General features: G+C 70.8%; 20 protein-coding genes and 1 pseudogene. 5 read left to right on the top strand and 16 right to left on the bottom strand.

Annotated elements, in window-relative coordinates; genetic code table 11:
• Positions 1–55 precede the first annotated feature (55 nt).
• Positions 56–1,810 (bottom strand): lysine--tRNA ligase, encoded by a 1,755-nt coding sequence (gene lysS, locus ACZ55A_RS36165; RefSeq protein WP_468849273.1) that lies wholly within the window; start codon positions 1,808–1,810, stop codon positions 56–58.
• A 196-nt stretch (positions 1,811–2,006) separates the two neighbouring features.
• Between lysS and argS the strand changes: the two genes are divergently transcribed.
• Complete coding sequence (argS, locus tag ACZ55A_RS36160) at positions 2,007–3,773, top strand: arginine--tRNA ligase (RefSeq protein WP_468849210.1); 1,767 nt, start codon at positions 2,007–2,009, stop codon at positions 3,771–3,773.
• Between the two features lie 112 nt (positions 3,774–3,885).
• On the opposite strand, the gene ACZ55A_RS36155 is transcribed toward argS, so the two are convergent.
• The 6 genes from ACZ55A_RS36155 to ACZ55A_RS36130 form a co-directional block, all read right to left on the bottom strand.
• Positions 3,886–5,505, bottom strand: coding sequence for a CocE/NonD family hydrolase (locus tag ACZ55A_RS36155; protein WP_468849209.1), 1,620 nt, complete (start codon positions 5,503–5,505; stop codon positions 3,886–3,888).
• 100 nt (positions 5,506–5,605) lie between these two features.
• Positions 5,606–6,595: a porphobilinogen synthase gene (gene hemB, locus ACZ55A_RS36150; protein ID WP_468849207.1), complete on the bottom strand. Its 990-nt coding sequence runs from the start codon at positions 6,593–6,595 to the stop codon at positions 5,606–5,608.
• Positions 6,596–6,688: 93 nt separating this feature from the next.
• On the bottom strand, positions 6,689–8,338 hold the full coding sequence (locus ACZ55A_RS36145; protein ID WP_468849206.1) for a bifunctional uroporphyrinogen-III C-methyltransferase/uroporphyrinogen-III synthase: 1,650 nt from the start codon (positions 8,336–8,338) through the stop codon (positions 6,689–6,691).
• Positions 8,335–9,363: a hydroxymethylbilane synthase gene (hemC, locus tag ACZ55A_RS36140; RefSeq protein ID WP_468849204.1), complete on the bottom strand. Its 1,029-nt coding sequence runs from the start codon at positions 9,361–9,363 to the stop codon at positions 8,335–8,337. Before hemC ends, ACZ55A_RS36145 begins: the two co-directional genes overlap by 4 nt.
• Complete coding sequence (locus tag ACZ55A_RS36135) at positions 9,360–10,766, bottom strand: glutamyl-tRNA reductase (protein WP_468849202.1); 1,407 nt, start codon at positions 10,764–10,766, stop codon at positions 9,360–9,362. Before ACZ55A_RS36135 ends, hemC begins: the two co-directional genes overlap by 4 nt.
• Before the next feature lie 73 nt (positions 10,767–10,839).
• A complete protein-coding gene (locus ACZ55A_RS36130; RefSeq protein ID WP_468849200.1) occupies positions 10,840–11,619 on the bottom strand; it encodes a redox-sensing transcriptional repressor Rex in 780 nt (259 codons plus the stop codon).
• Positions 11,620–11,960: 341 nt separating this feature from the next.
• On the opposite strand from ACZ55A_RS36130, the gene ACZ55A_RS36125 reads away from it, so the two are divergent.
• From ACZ55A_RS36125 to ACZ55A_RS36110, 4 genes are all read left to right on the top strand, one after another.
• Positions 11,961–12,239, top strand: a complete 279-nt coding sequence (locus ACZ55A_RS36125) for a glutaredoxin family protein (protein ID WP_468849198.1) — start codon at positions 11,961–11,963, stop codon at positions 12,237–12,239.
• 264 nt (positions 12,240–12,503) lie between these two features.
• The gene (locus ACZ55A_RS36120; protein ID WP_468849272.1) at positions 12,504–13,376 is read left to right on the top strand and encodes an HAD family hydrolase; all 873 of its coding nucleotides are present in this window, start codon (positions 12,504–12,506) and stop codon (positions 13,374–13,376) included.
• Positions 13,377–13,706: 330 nt separating this feature from the next.
• The gene (locus ACZ55A_RS36115; protein ID WP_468849196.1) at positions 13,707–14,492 is read left to right on the top strand and encodes an ECF subfamily RNA polymerase sigma factor, BldN family; all 786 of its coding nucleotides are present in this window, start codon (positions 13,707–13,709) and stop codon (positions 14,490–14,492) included.
• A gap of 282 nt (positions 14,493–14,774) precedes the next feature.
• A complete protein-coding gene (locus tag ACZ55A_RS36110; protein WP_468849195.1) occupies positions 14,775–15,986 on the top strand; it encodes a DUF5667 domain-containing protein in 1,212 nt (403 codons plus the stop codon).
• A gap of 34 nt (positions 15,987–16,020) precedes the next feature.
• Here the strand turns inward: ACZ55A_RS36110 and ACZ55A_RS36105 are convergent, their stop codons facing one another.
• The 9 genes and pseudogenes from ACZ55A_RS36105 to ACZ55A_RS36065 all read right to left on the bottom strand — a co-directional run bounded on the left by ACZ55A_RS36105 (position 16,021) and on the right by ACZ55A_RS36065 (position 22,412).
• Complete coding sequence (locus ACZ55A_RS36105) at positions 16,021–17,013, bottom strand: lysophospholipid acyltransferase family protein (protein WP_468849193.1); 993 nt, start codon at positions 17,011–17,013, stop codon at positions 16,021–16,023.
• A 14-nt stretch (positions 17,014–17,027) separates the two neighbouring features.
• Entirely contained in the window at positions 17,028–18,077 is a 1,050-nt protein-coding gene (locus tag ACZ55A_RS36100; protein WP_468849192.1) for an NAD-dependent epimerase/dehydratase family protein, read from the bottom strand.
• Between the two features lie 200 nt (positions 18,078–18,277).
• Positions 18,278–18,376 carry a 30S ribosomal protein bS22 gene (locus ACZ55A_RS36095; RefSeq protein ID WP_003948845.1) on the bottom strand — a complete coding sequence of 33 codons (99 nt, stop codon included), beginning with the start codon at positions 18,374–18,376 and terminating at the stop codon, positions 18,278–18,280.
• Between the two features lie 120 nt (positions 18,377–18,496).
• Positions 18,497–18,706, bottom strand: a complete 210-nt coding sequence (locus ACZ55A_RS36090) for a helix-turn-helix domain-containing protein (protein WP_030985880.1) — start codon at positions 18,704–18,706, stop codon at positions 18,497–18,499.
• A 128-nt stretch (positions 18,707–18,834) separates the two neighbouring features.
• Positions 18,835–19,650, bottom strand: a complete 816-nt coding sequence (locus ACZ55A_RS36085; protein ID WP_468849190.1) for a phosphatase — start codon at positions 19,648–19,650, stop codon at positions 18,835–18,837.
• Between the two features lie 101 nt (positions 19,651–19,751).
• Entirely contained in the window at positions 19,752–20,927 is a 1,176-nt protein-coding gene (locus ACZ55A_RS36080) for an acetoin utilization protein AcuC (protein ID WP_468849189.1), read from the bottom strand.
• A pseudogene (locus ACZ55A_RS36075) lies at positions 20,896–21,288 on the bottom strand (MFS transporter); the annotation flags it as partial. The pseudogene ACZ55A_RS36075 and the gene ACZ55A_RS36080, both read right to left, overlap by 32 nt.
• 59 nt (positions 21,289–21,347) lie before the next feature.
• Positions 21,348–21,497: a hypothetical protein gene (locus ACZ55A_RS36070; protein WP_468849187.1), complete on the bottom strand. Its 150-nt coding sequence runs from the start codon at positions 21,495–21,497 to the stop codon at positions 21,348–21,350.
• A gap of 264 nt (positions 21,498–21,761) precedes the next feature.
• Positions 21,762–22,412: an HAD family hydrolase gene (locus tag ACZ55A_RS36065; RefSeq protein WP_468849186.1), complete on the bottom strand. Its 651-nt coding sequence runs from the start codon at positions 22,410–22,412 to the stop codon at positions 21,762–21,764.
• Positions 22,413–22,520 lie beyond the last annotated feature (108 nt).

Raw genomic sequence — 22,520 nt, 5'->3', positions numbered from 1 at the left:
TCGCAGGCCCGCACCGCGGGCTACGACTCGGCGGCCGCACCCGCCGGCGCGTGCGTCAGTCGCCGAGCAGCTTGCGCACCCGGTCGGCGCCGACGGCCAGCAGCAGCGTGGGCAGCCGCGGCCCGGTGTCCCGGCCGACGAGCAGGTGGTACAGCAGCGCGAAGAACGTCCGCTGCGCCACCTTGATCTCCGGCGGCAGCTCCTTCGGCGTCGCATCGGCGGAGAAGCCCGCCTGGACCTTCGGCACGCCGTAGACCAGGTGGGTCAGTCCGTCCAGCGACCAGTGCGAGTCGAGGCCGTCCAGCAGGAGCCGCAGCGACTCGCGGTCGGTGTCGTCGAGGGACTTCAGCAGTTCGGCGTCCGGCTCCTCGCGCACGACGGTGCGCTGGTCGGCCGGGACCTGGGTGGTGATCCAGTACTCGGCCCTGTCGAGCCGGGGCCGGGTCTCGTCGAGCGAGGTGACCGGGTTGTCCGGGTCGAGCTCGCCCAGGATGCGCAGGGTCTGCTCGTCATGGCCGGCGGTGATGTCCACGACCGAGGCCAGCGTGCGGTAGGGCAGCGGGCGCGGGGTGGCGGGCAGCGGACCGGCCGCGGTGCCGACAGCCCGGAGGTAGGCGGCCTCGTCGGCGGGCTGGGCGGTGCCCTCGGCGACCTTCGCCGCGAGCTTGTCCCACTCGTCGTAGAGCCGCTGGATCTCCTGGTCGAAGGCGATCTTGAAGGACTGGTTGGGCCTGCGGCGGGCGTACAGCCAGCGCAGCAGCGGCGCCTCCATGATCTTCAGGGCGTCGCTCGGCGTGGGCACCCCGCCCTTGGAGGAGGACATCTTCGCCATGCCGCTGATGCCGACGAAGGCGTACATGGGCCCTATGGGCTGGGCGCCGTCGAAGACCTCGCGGACGATCTGCCCGCCGACGACGTAGGACGAGCCGGGCGAGGAGTGGTCGACGCCGGACGGCTCGAAGATCACCCCTTCATAGGCCCAGCGCATCGGCCAGTCGACCTTCCAGACCAGCTTGCCGCGGTTGAACTCGCTCAGCCGGACCGTCTCGCCGAAGCCGCACTCCGTGCAGGTGTAGGCGAGCTCGGTGGTCTCGTCGTCGTACGAGGTGACGGTGGTGAGGTCCTTCTCGCACCGGCCGCAGTAGGGCTTGTACGGGAAGTAGCCGGCCGAACCGCCGCTGCCGTCGTCCTCGGCCGCGGCGCCGGAGCCCTCGGCGGCCTCCAGCTCGGCCTCGTCGACCGGCTTCTGCGACTTCTGCGACTTCTGCGGCTTCTGGGCGCCGTCCTTCTTCGTGCGGTACTGGCCGAGGATGGCGTCGATCCGGTCGCGGTGCCGCATCGCGTGCAGGATCTGCTCGCGGTACGCGCCGGAGTTGTACTGCTCGGTCTGGCCGATGCCGTCGTACTCCACGCCCATCTCGGCGAGCGCCTCGGCCATGGCGGCCTTGAAGTGCTCGGCCCAGTTCGGGTACGCGGAGCCGGCCGGCGCCGGTACCGAGGTCAGCGGCTTGCCGATGTGCTCGGCCCAGGAGGCGTCGACGCCCGGGACACCGGCCGGAACCTTGCGGTAGCGGTCGTAGTCGTCCCAGGAGATCAGGTGGCGGACCTCAAGGCCGCGGCGGCGGATCTCGTCGGCGACCAGGTGCGGGGTCATGACCTCGCGGAGGTTGCCGAGGTGGATCGGGCCGGAGGGGCTCAGGCCCGAGGCGCAGACGATGGGTTTGCCCGGGGCGCGGCGCTCCGCCTCGGCAATGACCTCGTCCGCGAACCTGGAGACCCAGTCGGTCTCGGTGCTCTGCTGAGCCACGATCGGCCCTTCCTCTTCCTGGTGCTTCCCGTTTGCGCCGTCTTGCGCGTCCGACGCACAAAAGCCTGACGGCTCCCATTCTCCCAGACGTCCGCAGGACAGAAATTCAGTGGTATCGGCGTGGGATACTCGCTGGCAAACCCTTTCTCCTTCAAACACACTCGCAAAGACACCGCCTCCCAGTAGAGAGTGCAGCTCCATGGCCTCGGTCCCGTCCCTCGCAGCCTCGGTCAACCAGCGCGTCGCCGACGCCCTCACGGCAGCCCTGCCGGAGGCCGGCGCCGTCGACCCGCTGCTGCGCCGAAGCGACCGGGCCGATTTCCAGGCCAACGGCATGCTGGCGCTGGCGAAGAAGCTCAAGGGCAACCCCCGGGAGCTGGCGGCCAAGGTCGTGGACGCGATCGGCGCGGACGACGTGCTCGCGGAGATCGAGGTCTCCGGCCCCGGCTTCCTCAACATCACGGTCTCGGACGAGGCGATCGTCCGGACGCTGGCAGAGCGGGCCGCGGACGCCCGGCTGGGCGTGCCGTACGCGGCGAAGGCCGGGACGACGGTGATCGACTACGCCCAGCCGAACGTCGCGAAGGAGATGCACGTCGGGCATCTGCGCTCGGCCGTCATCGGTGCGGCGATGGTGGAGATCCTGGAGTTCACCGGCGAGAAGGTGATCCGGCGGCACCACATCGGCGACTGGGGCACGCAGTTCGGCATGCTGATCCAGTACCTGACCGAGCACCCGCACGAGCTGGACCACAAGAGCGCGGAGGTCTCCGGCGAGGAGGCCATGTCCAACCTCAACCGGCTCTACAAGGCGTCGCGGGCCCTCTTCGACGCCGACGAGAAGTTCAAGGAGCGGGCCCGGCAGCGGGTGGTGCAGCTCCAGGCCGGCGACGACGAGACGCTGGAGATGTGGCGGCGGTTCGTCGACGAGTCGAAGATCTACTTCTACTCGGTCTTCAACAAGCTCGACATGGACATCCGGGACGCCGATGTCGTCGGTGAGTCCGGCTACAACGACATGCTGGAGGAGACCTGCCGGCTGCTGGAGGAGTCCGGTGTCGCGGTGCGCTCCGAGGGCGCGCTGTGCGTCTTCTTCGACGACGTCAAGGGCCCGGACGGCAACCCCGTCCCGCTGATCGTCAAGAAGTCCAACGGCGGTTACGGCTATGCCGCCACCGACCTGTCCGCGATCCGTGACCGGGTGCAGAACCTCGGCGCCGAGACCCTGCTGTACGTGGTCGACGCCCGGCAGTCGCTGCACTTCAAGATGGTCTTCGAGACCGCGCGGCGGGCCGGCTGGCTGAACGACAAGACGCACGCGGTGCAGCTGGCGTTCGGCACCGTGCTGGGCGCCGACGGCAAGCCGTTCAAGACCCGTGAGGGCGAGACCGTGCGGCTGGTCGACCTGCTGGACGAGGCGGTCGAGCGGGCCACCACCGTCGTGCGGGAGAAGGCCGAGAAGGTCGGGCTGAGCGAGCAGGAGATCGTCGAGAACGGTGCGCAGGTCGGCATCGGCGCGGTGAAGTACGCCGACCTGTCGACGTCCGCGTCCCGGGACTACAAGTTCGACCTGGACCAGATGGTGTCGCTGAACGGCGACACCTCGGTGTACCTCCAGTACGCCTACGCCCGTATCCAGTCGATCAAGCGCAAGGCCGGCGACACCCGGCCGGCCGCCCACCCGGAGCTGGCGCTGGCCCCGGCGGAGCGGGCGCTCGGTCTGCACCTCGACCAGTTCGGCGAGGTGCTGGCCGAGGCCGCGGCGTCCTACGAGCCGCACCGGCTGGCCGCGTACCTGTACCAGCTCGCCTCGCACCTGACCGCGTTCTACGAGAAGTGCCAGGTCATCAGCGCGGACAACCCGGCCGAGGTGGTCGAGAACCGGCTCTTCCTCGTCGATCTGACCGGCCGCACCCTCCACCAGGGCATGGCGCTGCTCGGTATCCGCACCCCCGAGCGTCTCTGAGCCCGCGGGCGCCCGGGAGACGTCCTGGGCACCTGGCACAACGGCCCCGTACAGCATCGCTGTTGTACGGGGCCGCTCCGTTTCACGGCCGGAGCGGTGGCCGGCCGGCCGCTCAGCCGGTCGGCAGCTCCAGGTACGAGGGCCTGGCCCGCGGCGAGGTGACGGTGAGGGTGCCGCCCGGGCCGTTGGCGTCGCTGTAGAGCGGGTCCTTGGTGTCGATGACCAGCATCAGCCGGTGGCCCTGCGGGACGTCGTACGCGGCGGCCTGAAGGGCGATGTCGGCGGTGACGGGCCGGCCCGCACGGTCGTCCGGTGCGGTGAACGGCGCATGGGTGATCAGATGCGCCGTGCCGAGCGGGCCGACGTCGAAGAGGTGGGCGACGACGGTCGACCGCGCCGTGCCGGCGGTGTAGGTCAGCCGCAGCCGGGGGGCGCCGCGCAGCCGGGTGGTGCTCTGGGCCGGCGCGCCGGTCCAGACGGCCGCGTGCTGACGGGAGATGGTGCCGGTCCAGTACGTCCTGGGGTGGCCGAGCATCTCCTGGTATCCGTCGAGGAAGACGACCGGGCCCGCGGCGCTCGCCGTGGTGTCCGTGCCGGAGGCCAGGGCCATCCGCCAGCCGGTGGACGGTGCGGTGCGCAGCGCGCCGTCGGTGCCGTTGCCGTCCGGCGCGGCCAGGTTCAGGCGCTCGGTGCGCTCGGTGAACGCGCTCCAGGCGGGCCGGGTCTCGCGCAGCCACGGCCAGTACTTCCACATCACCTGGCTGTGGACCTGGCCCTCGGTGTCGATGCCGTTCCGCTCGCCCTTGAGGAAGCGGTCGAACCAGCGCCGGGAGTCGTTGATGACGTGGTTGGGCAGGCCGGTGATCCCGCCCATCTCGGGTGCCGCATGGTCCCCGATGGACAGGTCGATGCGCTTGGGCCCGGTGAGGCGGTTGAAGGTCTTCAGCGTCTGGTTGGGAGGGAAGAGCGTCTCGTGCCACGCCTGGGCGTAGAAGACCGGCACCCGGCGCTTGTTGAGGGCGGCGAGGAAGGTCCGCGGGGAGCGCTGCTTCGTCCAGGCCAGGGTCCGGGAGATGTGGCGCTCGGCCAGGACGTCGTCGAAGGCCTGGCGGGTGCGCGGGCTGAGCCGGGCGCGGCCGGAGATGGCCAGCAGGGCCCGTACGGCCCCGAGATGGCGGGTGCGGTTCTCGTAGAACGCCTCGCCCAGGTCGCCCCAGGTGCTCAGCGCGGCGACCGCGTCGACCCGGGTGTCGTGCGCGGCGATCAGCTGGCTGAGGCCGGAGCCGTAGGACTCGCCGGTGAAGCCGACCTTGGTGGTGCGGCCGTGGGCGTGCGCGAGGAGGTGGTCCAGCGCCTTGGAGCCGTCCTGGACGTCGGCCTCGCCGCCGCCCTCCACCTCGCCCTCCGAGGCGCCGAAGCCGCGCGGGGTGTACGCGAGGACGTTGTAGCCGGCCAGCGCGTACTTGGCCGCCAGCACCGTGTAGGTGTGCCAGCCGATCCCCGTCCAGGGGGCGGGCATGACGATGGCGGGGCGGGGGGTGGTGTCCTGGTGGATCCAGGTGGCGGCGTCCAGCGCGGCGCCGTGGGCGCCGGGGACCTTCACATGCCGGAAGGCGGCGAGCGCCGGGGCCGGCTCCGAGGGCCGGGGCCGGGCGACGGCGGGGGTGGCCATGAAAAGGGCGAGCGCGGTGGCCGGAGCCACCGCGCATCTGACGAAGCGGGTACGTAACACGTCCGAAGTGCTCTTCTCTTCAGGGGAGTTGGGGCGCGGATGAGCAGTTGCTCATGCTCACGAATACGCGCCCCGCGACTCCCCCAAACAGCGAGCTCCGTCACAGCCCCCGCGCGACCTCGGTGGCCCAGTACGTGAGGATCATGTTCGCGCCCGCCCGCTTGATGCCGGTCAAGGTCTCCAGGATCGCCTTGTCCCGGTCGATCCAGCCCTTCTCGGCGGCCGCCTCGACCATCGCGTACTCGCCGGAGATCTGGTACGCCGCGACCGGCACGTCCACCGCGTCCGCGATCTTGGCGAGCACGTCCAGGTAGGGCAGCGCCGGCTTGACCATGACCATGTCGGCGCCCTCCTCCAGGTCGAGCGCCAGCTCCCGCAGCGACTCGCGGAGGTTGGCCGGGTCCTGCTGGTAGGTCTTGCGGTCGCCCTTCAGAGACGACCCCACGGCCTCGCGGAACGGCCCGTAGAACACCGAGGAGTACTTCGCGGTGTAGGCGAGGATCGAGACGTCCTCGTGGCCGGTCTGGTCCAGCGCGTCACGGGTCACGCCGACCTGACCGTCCATCATGCCGCTGGCGCCCACCACATGGACGCCCGCATCGGCCTGGACCTGCGCCATCTCGGCGTAGCGCTCCAGCGTCGCGTCGTTGTCCACCCGGCCGTCGGCGTCCAGCACACCGCAGTGGCCGTGGTCGGTGTACTCGTCCAGGCACAGGTCCGACATGATCACGAGGTCGTCGCCGACCTCGGCCCGCACATCCCGGATGGCGTGCTGAAGGATGCCGTCCGGGTCCGTGCCGGCCGTGCCCGCCGCGTCCTTCTTCTCGTCCAGCGGCACACCGAAGAGCATGATCCCGGCGACGCCGGCCTCGACCGCCTCGACGGCGGCCTTGCGCAGGGTGTCGCGGGTGTGCTGGACGACGCCGGGCATGGCGTTGATCGGCACCGGCTCGGTGATGCCCTCCCGGACGAACGCCGGGAGGATCAGGTCGGCCGGGTTCAGGCGGTGTTCCGCAACCATTCGTCGCATGGCGGGGGTAGTACGCAGCCGACGCGGCCGCGCCCCCGGAAAGCTTCCGTACTTCGTCATGCCGTCCACGCTACGCCCGCCCCGCAGGCGCCTTTGCCAACACGGCGTCGGCCGGGCGCCCCCGGAAGGGGCGCCCGGCCGGCCATGGAAGGGTCAGCTGCGGGCCCGGCGGCGCGACCCCGGCCGCCGCTCGCTCGGCCGGGTGACCGGGTCACCGGCCTCGATCGCGGCATCGCGCCGCGCCGCCCCGAAGTCCGCGAGCGCTTCGGCCAGCTTGTGCACCGAGGGCTCGGGCGACATGACGTCCACGCGCAGCCCGTGCTCCTCGGCGGTCTTGGCGGTGGCCGGACCGATACAGGCGATCACGGTCACGTTGTGCGGCTTGCCGGCGATACCGACCAGGTTGCGCACGGTCGAGGACGAGGTGAAGAGCACCGCGTCGAAGCCACCGCCCTTGATGGCCTCCCGCGTCTCGGCCGGCGGCGGCGAGGCCCGCACGGTCCGGTAGGCGGTGACGTCGTCGACCTCCCAGCCCAGCTCGATCAGCCCGGCGACCAGGGTCTCGGTGGCGATGTCGGCGCGCGGCAGGAACACCCGGTCGATCGGGTCGAAGACCGGGTCGTAGGGCGGCCAGTCCTCCAGCAGTCCGGCGGCGGACTGCTCACCGGACGGCACCAGGTCCGGCTTCACACCGAAGGCCACCAGCGCCTTGGCGGTCTGCTCGCCGACCGCGGCGACCTTGATCCCGGCGAACGCGCGGGCATCCAGGCCGTACTCCTCGAACTTCTCCCGGACGGCCTTGACCGCGTTGACCGAGGTGAAGGCGATCCACTCGTACCGGCCGGTGACCAGGCCCTTGACCGCGCGCTCCATCTGCTGGGGGGTGCGCGGCGGTTCCACGGCGATGGTCGGGACCTCGTGCGGCACCGCCCCGTACGAGACGAGCTGGTCGGAGAGCGACGCGGCCTGCTCCTTCGTACGCGGCACGAGCACCCGCCAGCCGAAGAGGGGCTTGGACTCGAACCACGAAAGGCGGTCACGCTGCGCTGCGGCGCTGCGCTCACCGACCACGGCTATGACCGGCTGGCCGCCGTCCGGCGAGGGCAGCACCTTGGCGGCCTTGAGCACCTGGGCGATGGACCCGAGGGTCGCGGTCCAGGTGCGCTGGCGTGTGGTGGTGCCCGCGACGGTGACGGTCAGCGGGGTGTCGGGCTTACGGCCGGCGGAGACCAGCTCGGCGGCGGCCGCGGCCACCGCGTCGAGGGTGGTGGAGACCACGGCGGTGGCGTCGCTGGTGCCGACCTCGGACCAGCAGCGGTCATCGGCGCTGCGGGCGTCGATGAAGCGCACGTCGGTGCCCTGGGCATCGCGCAACGGCACACCGGCGTACGCGGGCACACCGACGGCCGCGGCGATGCCGGGCACCACCTCGAAGAGGATGCCCTCGGCGGCGCAGGCCAGCATCTCCTCGGCGACGTTCCCGTCCAGGCCGGGGTCACCGGTGACCGCCCGCACGACCCGCTTGCCCGCACGGGCGGCCGCCATGACAAGATTGGCGGTGTCCCGAAGGGTGGGGATGTCGGCGGCGATTGACGCCTCGTCAGCTGATGCCTGTAGTGGTGTGTCCACCTGCGCTCGCGCATGCACACGCACGACGTCCAGCACCTGCGGGTCGGCGATCAGTACGTCCGCGGAGGCCAGCGCCTCCACGGCACGCAGCGTCAGCAGGCCCGGGTCTCCCGGCCCGGCACCCAGGAAGGTGACCTGACCGGAGGCGGAGTGGTTTGGGGCGGTGGGGTTCAAAGTGCTCGCTCCCCCATAAGACCGGCCGCACCCTTTGCGAGCATCTCGGCGGCGAGTTCACGGCCCAGCAGCAGCGGGGCCGACACATCGTCGGGAGAGGCGGGTACGTGCCCGGTGGTGGACAGTTGCACGAGCGTGCTGCCGTCGGTCGTGCCGACGACACCACGCAGATGCAATTCGGTGACAGCCTGCTCGTCAGCCTTGGGGCCTCCCCTGCTCGAGCGAAGTCGAGAGCTTGGGGAAAGGTCGGCCAGCGCCCCAACGGGTGCGGAGCAGCCGGCCTCCAGGGCGGCGAGCAGGGAACGCTCGGCGGTCACGGCGGCCCGGGTGTCCGGGTCGTCGAGCTCCGCCAGTTTGGCGACGAGGTCCACATTGACCTTGGCGCACTCGATCGCCAGTGCCCCCTGGCCGGGGGCGGGCAAAACCACGTCGGGCGACAGCAGCTGCGTCGCCACGTCGATGCGGCCGATGCGGGTGAGTCCGGCGGCGGCCAGTACGACCGCGTCCAGTTCACCCTTCTCGACGAAGCCGATACGGGTGTCGACGTTCCCGCGTATCGGCACGGTCTCGATGCGCCGGCCCAGCGACCTGGCCCAGGCGTTGAGCTGCGCCATCCTCCGGGGGGAGCCGGTGCCGATCCGGGCGGTGCGCTCCGGGTCGGCGGTCAGCTCCTCGAAGGTGAGCCCGTCCCTGGCGATCAGCGCGTCCCGGGGGTCCTCCCGTACGGGGACCGCGGCCAGGGCCAGGGTGTCGGGCTGCGTGGTGGGCAGGTCCTTGAGCGAATGGACGGCGAAGTCGATCTCCCCGGCGAGCAGCGCATCGCGCAGCGCGGAGACGAACACACCGCTGCCGCCGATCTGCGCGAGGTGCTCACGGGAGGTGTCGCCGTAGGTGGTGATCTCCACCAGCTCGACGGGGCGGCCGGTCAGCTCGCGCACCGCCTCGGCAATCTGCCCGGACTGGGCCATCGCGAGCTTGCTGCGCCGGGTACCCAGCCGCAGTGCTCTCGTAGTGCTGTCGTTCATGCCCGCTCCCGTGCATCGTGGCTGCCGCCGCGCGTGTCGGCCCGGCTGACGGCGGCAACCGTCTGCGGGTCGAGGTCGAAGAGTTCCCGCAGCGCATCGGCGTACCCGGCGCCACCGGGCTCGCTGGCGAGCTGCTTGACCCGCACCGTGGGCGCGTGCAGGAGTTTGTCGACGACGCGGCGTACGGTCTGGGTGATCTCGGCGCGCTGCTTGTCGTCGAGGTCGGGGAGGCGGCCGTCGAGCCGGGCGATCTCGCTGCTGACGACGTCCGCGGCCATGGTGCGCAGGGCGACCACCGTGGGGGTGATGTGCGCGGCACGCTGGGCGGCGCCGAACGCGGCGACCTCGTCGGAGACGATGCCGCGCACCGTGTCCACATCGGCCGCCATCGGAGCGTCGGCGGACGCGTCGGCCAGCGACTCGATGTCGACCAGATGCGCGCCCTCGAACCGGTGGACCGCGGCGTCGATGTCCCGCGGCATGGCCAGGTCGAGCAGCGCGAGCGGCGCCTCGCGGCCGCTGAGCGCGGCCGCGACCAGCTCGCCGCCGAGGACCAGCCCGGTCGCGCCGGTGCAGGAGACCACGATGTCGGCGACCGCCAGCTCGTGCTCGATGCAGCTCATCGCGGCCGCGCGGGCGCGCAGCCGTCCCCCAAGTTCTCGGCTCCGCTCGAACAGGGAGGTACCCCCACCGGCACCGGGCCCGCCGGGCTCGGTGAGGATCTGTACCAGCCGCTCGGCGCGTTCGACGGTGCGGTTGGCGATGGCCAGCTCGCCGATGCCGTTGCGTACGAGGGTGGTGGCGGCCAGCGACGACATCGAGCCCGCGCCGATGACCAGAGCCCGCTTGCCGCGCGTCCAGGCCTCGACGTCCTGGCCCGCCGCGAGCTGTTCGAGCCCGAAGGTGACCAGCGACTGGCCGGCCCGGTCGATGCCGGTCTCGCTGTGGGCGCGCTTGCCGACCCGCAGGGCCTGCTGGAACAGGTCGTTCAGCAGCCGGCCCGCGGTGTGCAGTTCCTGGGCGACGGCCAGTGCGTCCTTGATCTGGCCGAGGATCTGGCCCTCGCCGACGACCATCGAGTCCAGGCCGCAGGCCACCGAGAAGAGGTGGTGGACGGCGCGGTCCTCGTAGTGGACGTAGAGGTAGGGGGTCAGCTCCTCCAGGCCGACGCCGCTGTGGCGGGCCAGGAGGGTGGACAGCTCGGCGACACCGGCGTGGAACTTGTCCACGTCGGCGTAGAGCTCGATGCGATTGCAGGTGGAGAGCACCGCGGACTCGGTGACCGGCTCGGCCGACACCGCGTCCTGCAACAGCTTGCCGCGCGCCTCCGGGGCGAGCGCGGCCCGCTCCAGCACGCTCACCGGCGCACTGCGATGGCTCAGTCCGACGACCAGCAGACTCATGCTTGCACCTCGCTTCGCGAGGCACAGCCTTCGTCTGTGACGCACCTTTCCATGATTCGCTCGCTGCGCTCGCTCATGCCGGCATCACGGCGGGCACGTCCCCGTCAGGTCCCTTGCGGTCGCCCGCGATCGCCTCGGCCGCGACGGCGGCGGCACGGTCGGCCGGGGCACCGCCCTCGGGCCCGGCCTCCTCGCCGGCCTTGCGCTGCTCGTGGAAGGCGAGGATCTGGAGCTCTATCGACAGGTCGACCTTGCGTACGTCCACCCCGTCGGGGACGGTCAGTACGGTCGGCGCGAAGTTGAGGATCGAGGTGACACCGGCGGCGACCAGGCGGTCGCAGACCTGCTGGGCGGCCCCGGCGGGCGTGGCGATGACGCCGATCGAGACGCCGTTGCTCTCGATGATGTGTTCCAGCTCGTCGGTGTGCTGGACCGCGATGCCCGCGACGGGCTTGCCGGCCATGGCCGGGTCGGCGTCGATCAGCGCGGCGACGCGGAAGCCCCTGGAGGCGAAGCCGCCGTAGTTGGCGAGCGCGGCGCCGAGGTTACCGATACCGACGATGACAACCGGCCAGTCCTGGGTCAGCCCCAGCTCACGGGAGATCTGGTAGACGAGGTACTCCACGTCGTAGCCGACGCCCCGGGTCCCGTAGGAGCCCAGGTAGGAGAAGTCCTTCCGCAGCTTGGCGGAGTTGACCCCCGCCGCGGCGGCCAGCTCCTCGGAGGAGACCGTGGGCACCGAGCGCTCGGAGAGCGCGGTCAGTGCGCGCAGATACAGCGGAAGCCTGGCGACGGTGGCCTCGGGAATCCCTCGGCTTCGGGTCGCCGGTCGGTGAGTTCGGCCAGTTGCCACGGTGCTCCTGCGGGTAGAGCGGGGCTGCGGGCGCCCGTACGGAACCCGACCGCCCTGTCTACAGCAGGCTATGTCTTTGTGAACGCGTGCACAAAGATGGTGTCCGCTTTGTCCGGCCAAAGTGATGGGGGTCACGCGCCCTTTACGGGCCTCCGTGGAACCAACTCCCACGTCACACCGTTCACTCGCGCCACCCGTGAAACACGGCAGCACCAACGGCAGCACGCGCCCTCACTCCTCACCACCATCCCCCCGGAAACCTACAAATCGCCCATCGATGGTAAGCGACCCCGCCCCGCGGAGAGCCGCCCCGGACCGCGGTGACCCGGCACAATGGGGTCATGGCCCCCCTGTTCAGCCGCAGCCCCCGCAAGAGCCCCGCCGACCGGATGGTCACCCTCATCGGCAAGCCCGGCTGCCACCTGTGCGACGACGCCCAGGCGGTGATCGAGAAGGTGTGCGCCGAGACCGGCGCGTCCTGGGAGAGGAAGGACATCACCGAGGACGCCGAGCTGCACCGCAAGTACTGGGAGCAGATTCCGGTCGTCCTGGTCGACGGCGCCCAGCACGACTTCTGGCGGGTGGACCCCAAGCGGCTGCGGACGGCCCTGGGCGCCTGAGCCGGGTGCCGCACGCCGGGACATGGCCGTAATACAACCGTCGGGCTCTCCAGGCCCTCCGGACACGCGCCCGTAACCGGAAGCACCGAACAAACTGGCTACGCTGTCCGCATGGCCCGCCCGTCGCCCGACCACCGCCCCGGCAGGAGTTCCCACGGGACGCCCCCTTCGCCGCCCGCTCGCCGATCCGGCTGGCTGCCCTCCGCGGCGCTCTTCGACCTGGGCTGGATCCCCCGCCGCCGACGCCCCGCCACGGCCCGCAGCGTGCTGGCCGGCGAGGCCGCGGCCGAGGCCGCCCGTAAGTCCTCGCAGGAGGCACCGCCCGTCGAGGAGACCGCCGCCGAGCCCGAGTTCCCGGTCGTCGGGGACACCGCCGCGGCCGCCTTCTTCGACCTCGACAACACCGTCATGCAGGGCGCCGCGCTCTTCCACTTCGGCCGCGGCCTGTACAAGCGGCACTTCTTCCACAAGCGCGATCTGGCCCGCTTCGCCTGGCAGCAGATCTACTTCCGGCTCGCCGGCTCGGAGAACCCCGAGCACATGGCGGACGTCCGCAACAGCGCGCTCTCCATCGTCCAGGGACACCGCGTCGCCGAGCTGATGTCCATCGGCGAGGAGATCTACGACGAGTACATGGCCGAACGCGTCTGGCCGGGCACCCGCGCCCTCGCCCAGGCCCACCTCGACGCCGGCCAGAAGGTCTGGCTGGTGACCGCGGCCCCCGTGGAGACCGCCACGATCATCGCCCGCCGGCTCGGCCTGACCGGCGCCCTGGGCACCGTCGCCGAGTCCGTCGGCGGGGTCTACACGGGCAAGCTGGTCGGCGAACCGCTGCACGGCCCGGCCAAGGCCGAGGCGGTCCGCGCCCTGGCCGCCGCCGAGGGCCTGGACCTGTCGCACTGCGCCGCCTACAGCGACTCGGCCAACGACATCCCGATGCTCTCGCTCGTCGGACATCCGTACGCCATCAACCCCGACAGCCGGCTGCGCAAGCACGCCCGGGAGCACGGCTGGCGGCTGCGGGACTACCGCACCGGCCGCAAGGCGGCCAAGATCGGCATCCCGGCGGCGGCCGGTGTGGGCGCCCTCGCGGGCGGCGCGGCGGCCGCGGTCGCCCTCCAGCGCCGACGCCGCTGACCAGGTGTGATCGCCGCGCGGCGGGGCGGGCCATCCCCGGTCTCTACCCCCCGCGCCGCCCCGTCAGTCCTCTTGCTGACGCTCAGCCACAACACGCCCTCCAACCAGGCAGATTGCGTTCCCTTCCGATCAATAGTTGCTCAGTATTCGATACTTGATCTGCCACCAACCCGGCACGGACCGTAAGTAATCGATGATTTGAGCAACTGGGTGTAGCGCTGCCTGTACGAAGCGTTATTCTCCTCAGACGCAATCCGGAACCCACACGTCCCTACGACGAGTGAACGGTCCCGCACTGCACGTGATGGAAGCTCTGCCTCTGGGAGTCCCGTGTACCCACACGTCGGGGTTGACGCCTCGGGCCTGGCTACGCTGCGTACGACACTCGTCGACCACCTGCGCAGTTTTGTCCCCACCGCGTACGCCGTCCCCGCATTCGCCTCAGCCGTCCCCGCCGCCGGACCCTGCTACGCCCTGGCCGACGGGAGTGCTGCGGTCGGCAAGGCCGCCGGCAGGACCCGCCGCTCCGGCGCCGGCACGGCCACCGCCCGCCGCCCCGCCGACAGCGACAGCCGTCGCATGATGGACCTCGTCGAACGCGCCCAGGCCGGTGAGGCCGAGGCCTTCGGCCGCCTCTACGACCAGTACGCCGACACGGTCTACCGCTACATCTACTACCGCGTGGGCGGCCGTGCCACGGCCGAGGACCTCACCAGCGAGACCTTTCTGCGCGCCCTGCGCCGCATCGGCACCTTCACCTGGCAGGGCCGTGATTTCGGCGCCTGGCTGGTGACCATCGCCCGTAACCTCGTCGCCGACCACTTCAAGTCCTCGCGCTTCCGCCTGGAAGTCACCACCGGAGAGATGCTCGACGCCAACGAGGTCGAGCGCAGCCCCGAGGACTCGGTCCTCGAATCCCTCTCCAACGCCGCCCTGTTGGAGGCGGTACGCAAGCTCAACCCCCAACAGCAGGAATGCGTCACGCTGCGCTTTCTACAGGGCCTCTCGGTCGCCGAGACCGCCCGTGTGATGGGCAAGAACGAGGGCGCGATCAAGACCCTCCAGTACCGCGCCGTCCGAACCCTGGCGCGTCTTCTCCCCGAAGACGCCCGCTGACCCCTACCCACCCCCCCGTACGCCTCTCTCCGACCGTCCGCACGCCGCGCTTCGCTCACGCTCGGTGACCGTCCATGTCTGGTCGGTCAGATCATCGTGAGTGCGTAACCCGAGTGCCGCGCCGCTCGTTGTGCGGGATGCAGGCTCCATGCGGTCACGCCATGCCCGCTGCCCCTCACTCGATCGGGTGGCCGTGGACAGCAGCGTGCAACCGTCCGGCCCGTCTGGATAGTCAAAGCCAGTCCGGGGAGTCGAGCGGGATGACGAGAGGAGGTGCCGCCCGTGATCGTGAATGTCTCGGTGCACCGGCGGGCCAACGCCTTCGCCCAGGCCCTGGAGGAGCAGGTCCTCGAGGGCGCGGCGGCCGAGGACCAGGTCGACAATCCGGCGCAAGCGCCGGGCGAAACACGGCTGTTGGCGGTCGCCGACGGCCTCGGGAGGCTCCCGAGGCCCGAGATGGCTGCCGAGGTCAAGACTGTCCAGCGCGCCCAGCTCCTCGCCGCGATGGAGGCCGCCTTCGCCGAAGGCGCTCCGTCCGAGGGTGCCCGGGTGCCCGAGCAGCGAGAACACAGGGGCGCGCACCGCGCCGGGAAAACGATCGGCCGGCTCCGGCCGCGCTCCCGCCTCTCCAAGGGGCTGGCGGCGGGCGGGCTGACGGTCGGTGTCGCCGCCGGGGCCTTCAGCGGGGTCGCCGCGGCCAGCTCCGACGCCCTCCCCGGCGACTCCCTCTACGGCCTCAAGCGGGGCATGGAGGACCTCAGGCTGGGCATGGCCGACGACGACTCCGACCGCGGCCGGCTCTACCTCGACCAGGCCTCCACCCGCATGCTGGAGGCCCGCCGTCTGATTGAGCGCGACCGGGTCGGCCACCTCGACCATGAAGCGCTCGGCGCGGTCCGCAGGGCGCTCTCCGGCGTCACCCACGACGCGGGCGAGGGCCACCGCCTGCTGCACGCGGCGTACAAGCGCGACGGCTCGCTCGGTCCCATCCAGGCGCTGAACTCCTTCACCAAGTCGCACCGCGGCACCTGGTCGCAGCTGCGCGACCGGCTCCCGGTGCAGCTCATGGACGTCCGGGACCAGGTCAGTTCGGTCTTCGACGCCATAGACCAAGAGGTCGGTCCGCTCCGCTCGCTGCTGCCGGCCACCCCGGACGGCAAGAGCCACCCCCGCGACACGCCCGCCTCCGCGGGCACCGGCTCCGGCCCCGAGGGCCGCCCGGCACCGTCCGGCAGCCACTCCGCCTCCGGCAAGCACGCCGCCGGCTCGCACGGCCCTCGCCCGTCGGCCTCGCCGTCCCAGGAGGGCGGCCTGCTCGGCGGCGATACGGGCGGTCTGCTCGACCCGTCGTCCAAGGGCGAGAGCACGGCGCCGCAGGAGGGCAGGCACCGCGGCGGCAGTGACACAGGCAGCCACCCCGATGTCACCCTGCCACCGCTGCTCCCTGGCCTGCTGCCCGAGCTGGGCATCAACGGCGAGGACCTGCCGAAGTAGCAGAAGGCGTCCGCCGACGGCGCTCGGCGTTCTCTCAGAAGAACACCGAGCGCCGCTGCACGAGCAGCTTGTACAGGGTGTGCTGAATCGTTTCGCGGACCTGGTCGGTCAGGTTGAACATCAGCATCGGGTCGTCCGCCGCCTCCGACGGATAGCCGTCCGTCGGGATCGGCTCGCCGAACTGGATCGTCCACTTCGTCGGCAGCGGCACGGCGCCCAGCGGCCCCAGCCACGGGAAGGTCGGCGTGATCGGGAAGTACGGCAGCCCCAGCACCCGCGCCAGGGTCTTGGCGTTCCCGATCATCGGGTAGATCTCCTCCGCGCCCACGATCGAGCACGGCACGATCGGCACCCCGGCCTTCAACGCCGTCGAGACGAAACCGCCCCGCCCGAAGCGCTGAAGCTTGTAGCGGTCGGCGAAGGGCTTGCCGATGCCCTTGAAGCCCTCCGGCATCACCCCGACGATCTCGCCGCGCTCCAGCAGCCGCTGGGCGTCCTCCGCACAGGCCAGGGTGTGCCCGGCCTTGCGCGCCAGCTCGTTTATCACCGGCAGGACGAACACCAAATCGGCCGCCAGCAGCCGCAGATGACGCTGCGCCGGATGGTTGTCGTGCACCGCGACCTGGAGCATCAGGCCGTCCAGCGGCAGCGTCCCGGAGTGGTTGGCGACGATCAGCGCCCCGCCGGCCGCGGGGATGTTCTCGACGCCCTTGACCTCGACCCGGAAGTACTTCTCGTAGAAGGGCCGCAGCAGCGACATCAGGACCTGGTCGGTCAGCTCCTCGTCGTAGCCGAAGTCGTCGACCTCGTAGTCGCCGGTGATCCGCCGGCGCAGGAAGGCCAGCCCGCCCGCGATCCGCTCGTCCAGGGACCGCGGTCCCGGCCGCGGCGGCGCCGTCGGCGGGTGCTCGGTCCGTGCCTCCGGTACGGGCGCCAGCGCCGTACCGCGCCCCGCGCGCCCGGCCCGCCTGGCCTTTCTGCGCGCCCTGGGCTCCTCGCCGAAGGGGATGACCTTGGCGTCCGCCATCGTGGGTGAACTCCTCACTGGGTCAGGGCGCCGCGTGCGGGCAGCACTCCGGCGAGCCGGTCGACGGTGCGGGCGAGGGACTCGGGCGGCAGCAGCCCGGGGCCGCGGCTGCGGGCGAATTCCGCGAAGGTCTCCGCCGTCGTGTACTTCGGTTGGAACCCCAGTGTCTCGCGCATCTGTGTCGTTTCGACCACCCGGCCGTGCGTGAGCAGCCGGATCTGTTCCGGCGAGAAGTCCGTGATGCCAACGGCCCGCAGCGCCGTACCGGCCCAGGTCACCGTGGGCAGCAGCAGCGGCAGGGTGGGCCGCCCCAGCCGCCGGGAGGTCTGCGACAGCAGCAGGACGCCGTCCCCGGCGATGTTGAAGGTGCCGCTGTTGAGCGTGCCGCGGCGTGGCGCGGCGGCGGCGATCCGCAGCACCTCGATGGCGTCGTCCTCATGGACGAACTGAAGCCGGGGGTCGTAACCGAGGACGGTGGGAAGCACGGGCAGCGAGAAGTACTCGGCGAGCGGGGAGTCCGCGCACGGTCCGAGGATGTTGGCGAACCGCAGCACGCACACCGCCACATCGGGCCGGCGCCGGGCGAAACCGCGGACATAGCCCTCGACCTCGACGACGTCCTTGGCGAAGCCGCCGCTGGGCAGCGACTTGGGGGTGGTGGTCTCGGTGAAGACGGCGGGGTCCCTGGGCGCGGAGCCGTAGACGCTGGTGCTGGACTTGATGACCACGCGCTGGACGGTGGGTGCCTTCTGACAGGCGCCCAGCAACTGCATCGTCCCGATGACGTTGGTTTCCTTCACCGAGGTGCGGCCACCGCGCTTGCCCAACGGCGTGCCGTTGATGTCCATATGGATGACCGTGTCGACGCCCGTCTCGGCCAGGACCCTGGCGATCGCCGGATGCCGGATGTCGGCCTTGAGGAATTCGGCGCCGCCCAGATGGTGCTCCGGTGGTACGGCGTCGACCCCGATCACCCGGTCGACGTCGGGATCGCGCTGGATGCGGCGGACGAACCGACCGCCCAGCTGCCGTGCGACTCCCGTGACGAGCACGACCTTTCCCAAGATCAGCCCTTCCTTCCCGCCGCGACTTCCCCTGGTCCAGCTGTGCAGGCCACGCTATCGGGTCGGTGTTGCGCTGTGATGACCACGGGATGCCTGCGGCGACATTTCCGTCCGACCACCGTCCATACGGCCCACAAACGCGCCGCAGCCCCCGATCGCACCAAGGCGACAGGGGGCTGCGAAATCGCGATCAGCGTCGCTTACTTCTTGTTACGACGCTGAACGCGGGTGCGCTTGAGCAGCTTGCGGTGCTTCTTCTTGGCCATCCGCTTGCGCCGCTTCTTGATAACAGAGCCCACGACTACCCTCGCTCACTTCGAATCACTCGGTGCGGGGCGTCCGAGCCCACACTACCTACATCGGGCCAGCCTACCCGGCGCCGGGCGAACGGCGTAATCCGAGGGTCGGCAACGGACCCGTCAGGCTGATTCCACCCCCACGAAGGACTCCCGGAGATAGTCGTGAACCGCCTGCTCCGGAACCCGGAAAGACCTCCCCACGCGAATAGCGGGCAGATGACCGCTGTGCACCAAGCGGTACACGGTCATCTTGGACACTCGCATCACCGTGGCAACTTCCGCCACGGTAAGGAACACAACCTCGTTCAGAGGCCTCTGGTCACCAGCCATGCCACACCTGCACCTTCCGCATAAGACGGTCACCGGCTTCCCCTCCGGTGACTCTTCGTCGCTATGCGCTCACTCCCCAGATTAGGGGCGGGTGATGCGAGTGGGGAAGAGGAGCAGCGAACAGCCGCCTACCGTGACAGACCCGCACGATTAAGCACATAGCGGACCAGTGGCCGGTAGGACGCGGCCCGCGCCCCGTCGTCGAGCGGCACCACCTCGAGCACCCTTCCCTCCGCCTGTCCGACGAACGGCGCGGGGTCGTCCGCATCGGCCAGTCCGATCGCCGCAATGCCCAGCTGACCTGCTCCGCAGACCCAGCCGTGGTCCCCGATCACCAGCTCCGGAAGCGGCCCTCCGGCGTCCGCCGCGGCCCCCAGAACGGTCCGTACCGGCAGCGGCGAATGGGTGTGCACGCCCCCCGCCCCGGGCGCGCCCCGCACGCCGGTTTCTCGCATCATCGCGACTCCTCGTACGTAGTCGAGGATGCCGGTACGTACGCCGAACCGGGTCGCTATGTCGACACGAGAGCCATACGCCGAGGTGAGTACGGGGCAGCCCGCCGACGAGAGGGCGTCTGCGAGGGCGGCGTAGAAGTCCAGCAGCCGGTGCGGATGGCCGGTGCCGAGCAGCACCGGTGCGCCACGGCCGGCCGCCTCACCGACCCGCTCGGCGAACCGGTCGAGCGCCGCGATCGTGCGGTCCGGATCAATCACATCCGGGCCGGAAGTATGCGAGGGATCGACCGAAACCCCGCACTTCTGCCCCATCAGTCTCAGTACTTCACCGAATGCCCAGTCCCGTTCGGGATCCAGCCCCAGCAGCACCCGCGGGTCACGCGCCGCGAAGAGCCGGTAGCGCCCCAGGCTCTTCTCCCGCGCGGTCGCGATCGTCCCCGCGAGCCGCGCCTCGATCAGATGCGCCCGCAGCTCTCCGGTGCCCCACACACCCACCATGCTGACCGTTGGCCGCCCTACGGGTGCCCCGACCGACGGAACGTCACACCTCCGTGGCGCACGGGCCGTTCGGAAGCCCCCGGCCCGTCGCCCTACGGGAGCAGCCCGTGCGCCGGAAAGACCGCCCGGCGGGTCGCCAGCACCGCCTGGTCCAGCCGGTCGGCCGGGTCGTAGCCGGCGTCGACGAAGTCCCGCCACTGCGGCGTACGTCCGTCCGTCATCCGCTGGGGCGCCAACTGCCGGGTCCGGCGGAACACTTCGTGCCGCCAGGCCTCCGGCACCCGTGCGGCCGGGTCGATCGGCCGGCCCGCCGCGATCGCCGTCAGATGTGTCCAGCTGCGCGGCACCACGTCCACCACCGCATAGCCGCCGCCACCGAGCGCGACCCACCGGCCTTCCGCGTGCTCATGCGCCAGCGCATGGCACGACTCGGCCACCGCCCGCTGGGCGTCCAGGCTCACCGCGAGATGCGCGAGCGGGTCCTCGAAGTGGGTGTCCGCGCCATGTTGGGTCACGATCACCTGCGGCCGGAAGGCCCCCAGCAGGTCCGGCACCACCGCGTGAAAGGCCCGCAGCCAGCCCTCGTCCGCGGTCCCGGCCGGCAGTGCCACATTCACCGCGCTGCCCACCGCACCGTCGCCGCCGGTCTCCTCCGGCCAGCCGGTCTGCGGGAAGAGCGTCCGCGGATGCTCGTGCAGCGAGATCGTCAGGACCCGCGGGTCCTCCCAGAACGTCGCCTGCACCCCGTCACCGTGGTGCACATCCACGTCCACATACGCCACCCGCTCGGCGCCCAGCTCCAGCAGCCGGGCGATCGCCAGCGAGGCGTCGTTGTAGATACAGAAGCCGGACGCACCGCCGGGCATCCCGTGGTGCAGCCCGCCGGCGAAGTTCACCGCATGCACCGCATCGCCGCGCCAGACGGCCTCCGCCGCACCGACCGACTGCCCGGCGATCAGCGCGGACGCCTCGTGCATCCCCACGAACGCCGGATCGTCCGCCGTACCCAGCCCGTAGGAGGGGTCCGCGGCAGCCGGGTCGGCCGAGGCCCGGCGGACCGCGTCGATGTAGTCCTGACGATGCACCAGCCGCAGGGTGGAGTCCCCGGCCGGCTTGGCCGCGACCACCTCCAGCCCCCCGCGGTCGAGCTCGAACGCCTCCACCAAACGCATGGTCAGCGCGAGCCGGACCGGGTCCATCGGATGCCCGGACCCGAAGTCGTAGCCCGTTACTGCCTCATCCCACATCAGCTGTGCGCGGCCGCTCATGCCCGTCACCGTATCGGGCCTTCGGCGCCCCGAACGAGCGGGCATACACGAGCGTCACCAGCACCAGGGCCATCGGTACGAGCATCGCCCCCCGATAGCTCCAGGCCTCACCGAGCGCCCCCACCAACGGAGAGCCGATCAGAAAGCCCACCTAGTCGAAGATGTTCAACCGGGCGATGGCCGCGTCCGAAGCCTCCGGCCCATGGTTCTCGTACGCGTACCGCCCCGCCGCCGCGAAGGTCTCCGGCACGATCACACACAGCCCGAACCCCAGCAGCGTGCACCCGGCCATCCCTGCCCAGGCCCCCGGCGCGGCCGCCACCACCGCAAAGCCACCCACCGCGACCACGGCCCCACACCGTTCCCCTCCTGGACGCGCCCGTACCAGGGCTGACGGCCCATCGACTCCTGATCCACGACTCACCGGCCCACCAGCAGCGCCAGCGGCACCAGAACGGCCCCCACCGACAGCCCGAACACCGCCGGCGCCACCGCGACCTGCGCCAGCGAGCCGACCGCCCCGACGGCCAGCAGCGCCACACAGACCACGGGCTGCACAGACCGCAGCACCCGGTCCCGTACCTGACCTGGATCGCCGGTAACCGCGTCACAAGGAGGGCGAAGACCGCCCCCTGGTTGAAGAAGCTGACCGCAAGCGAGATCCGGCCGTGCCGCGGCTGCGCTCCTGGTACCCAAGGGGCCGTCATGGCCGGTCAGCCCAGAACTCCCCACTACCGCCGGCTAGCTGGATCACACCGCCCATTCCGACATACATCCGACGGGTGATCCCGAATCACTTGCGAACACCGACGCCCCCGCACCCCGACCCTCGCCCTACTGCAACAACGCCAGCAGCTCCGCCATCCGGGCGAACAGCGCGGTGGCGCCGGCCTCCGCCAGCTTCTCCCGCGCGGTCATCGCCGTGAACCCGTAGACATCCATCCCCGCGGCAACCGCCGCCCGCACCCCCAGCGGACTGTCCTCCACCACCGCACATCGCTCCGGCGCCACGCCCATCTCCCGCGCCGCATGCAGAAAGAGATCCGGCGCCGGCTTCCCCCGCCCGACATCCTGCGAGGAGAAGATGCGCTCCTCCCTGAACCGCTCGAAGAGCCCGGTCTTGTGCAACGCCACCCGTATGCGCTCATGACTCCCCGACGACGCCACGCAGTACGGCACCTCATCGGCCGTCAGCTTCTCCAGCACCTCGCCCACCCCCACAACCGCCGCCAACTCCCGGCGGAACTGCTCAAAAACCCGGGCATGAAAGCGTTCATCGAAGTCGTCGGGCAGCCGCTTGCCGGACCGCGCCAGCACCACCTCGTGGATACGGTGCATCGCGCCGCCCATGAAATCCCGCAGCGATTCCTCATATGTGGTCGGGTGGCCCAGCTCGGTGAGGTAACCGGCCAGGATCCGATTGGAGATCGGTTCGCTGTCCACCAGGACGCCGTCGTTATCGAAAATAATCAGGTCGTAGCGCATGGAGTCGACCCTAAACGCAGAAGAGCCCCACACCATTCGGTGTGGGGCTCTTCCCAAAATTTGTTCGGCGGCGTCCTACTCTCCCACAGGGTCCCCCCTGCAGTACCA

This window comes from Streptomyces sp. NPDC034111 (assembly GCF_055575375.1).
Note: the sequence above shows the minus strand (reverse complement) of the source record. Positions and strands in the feature narration are given on the sequence as shown.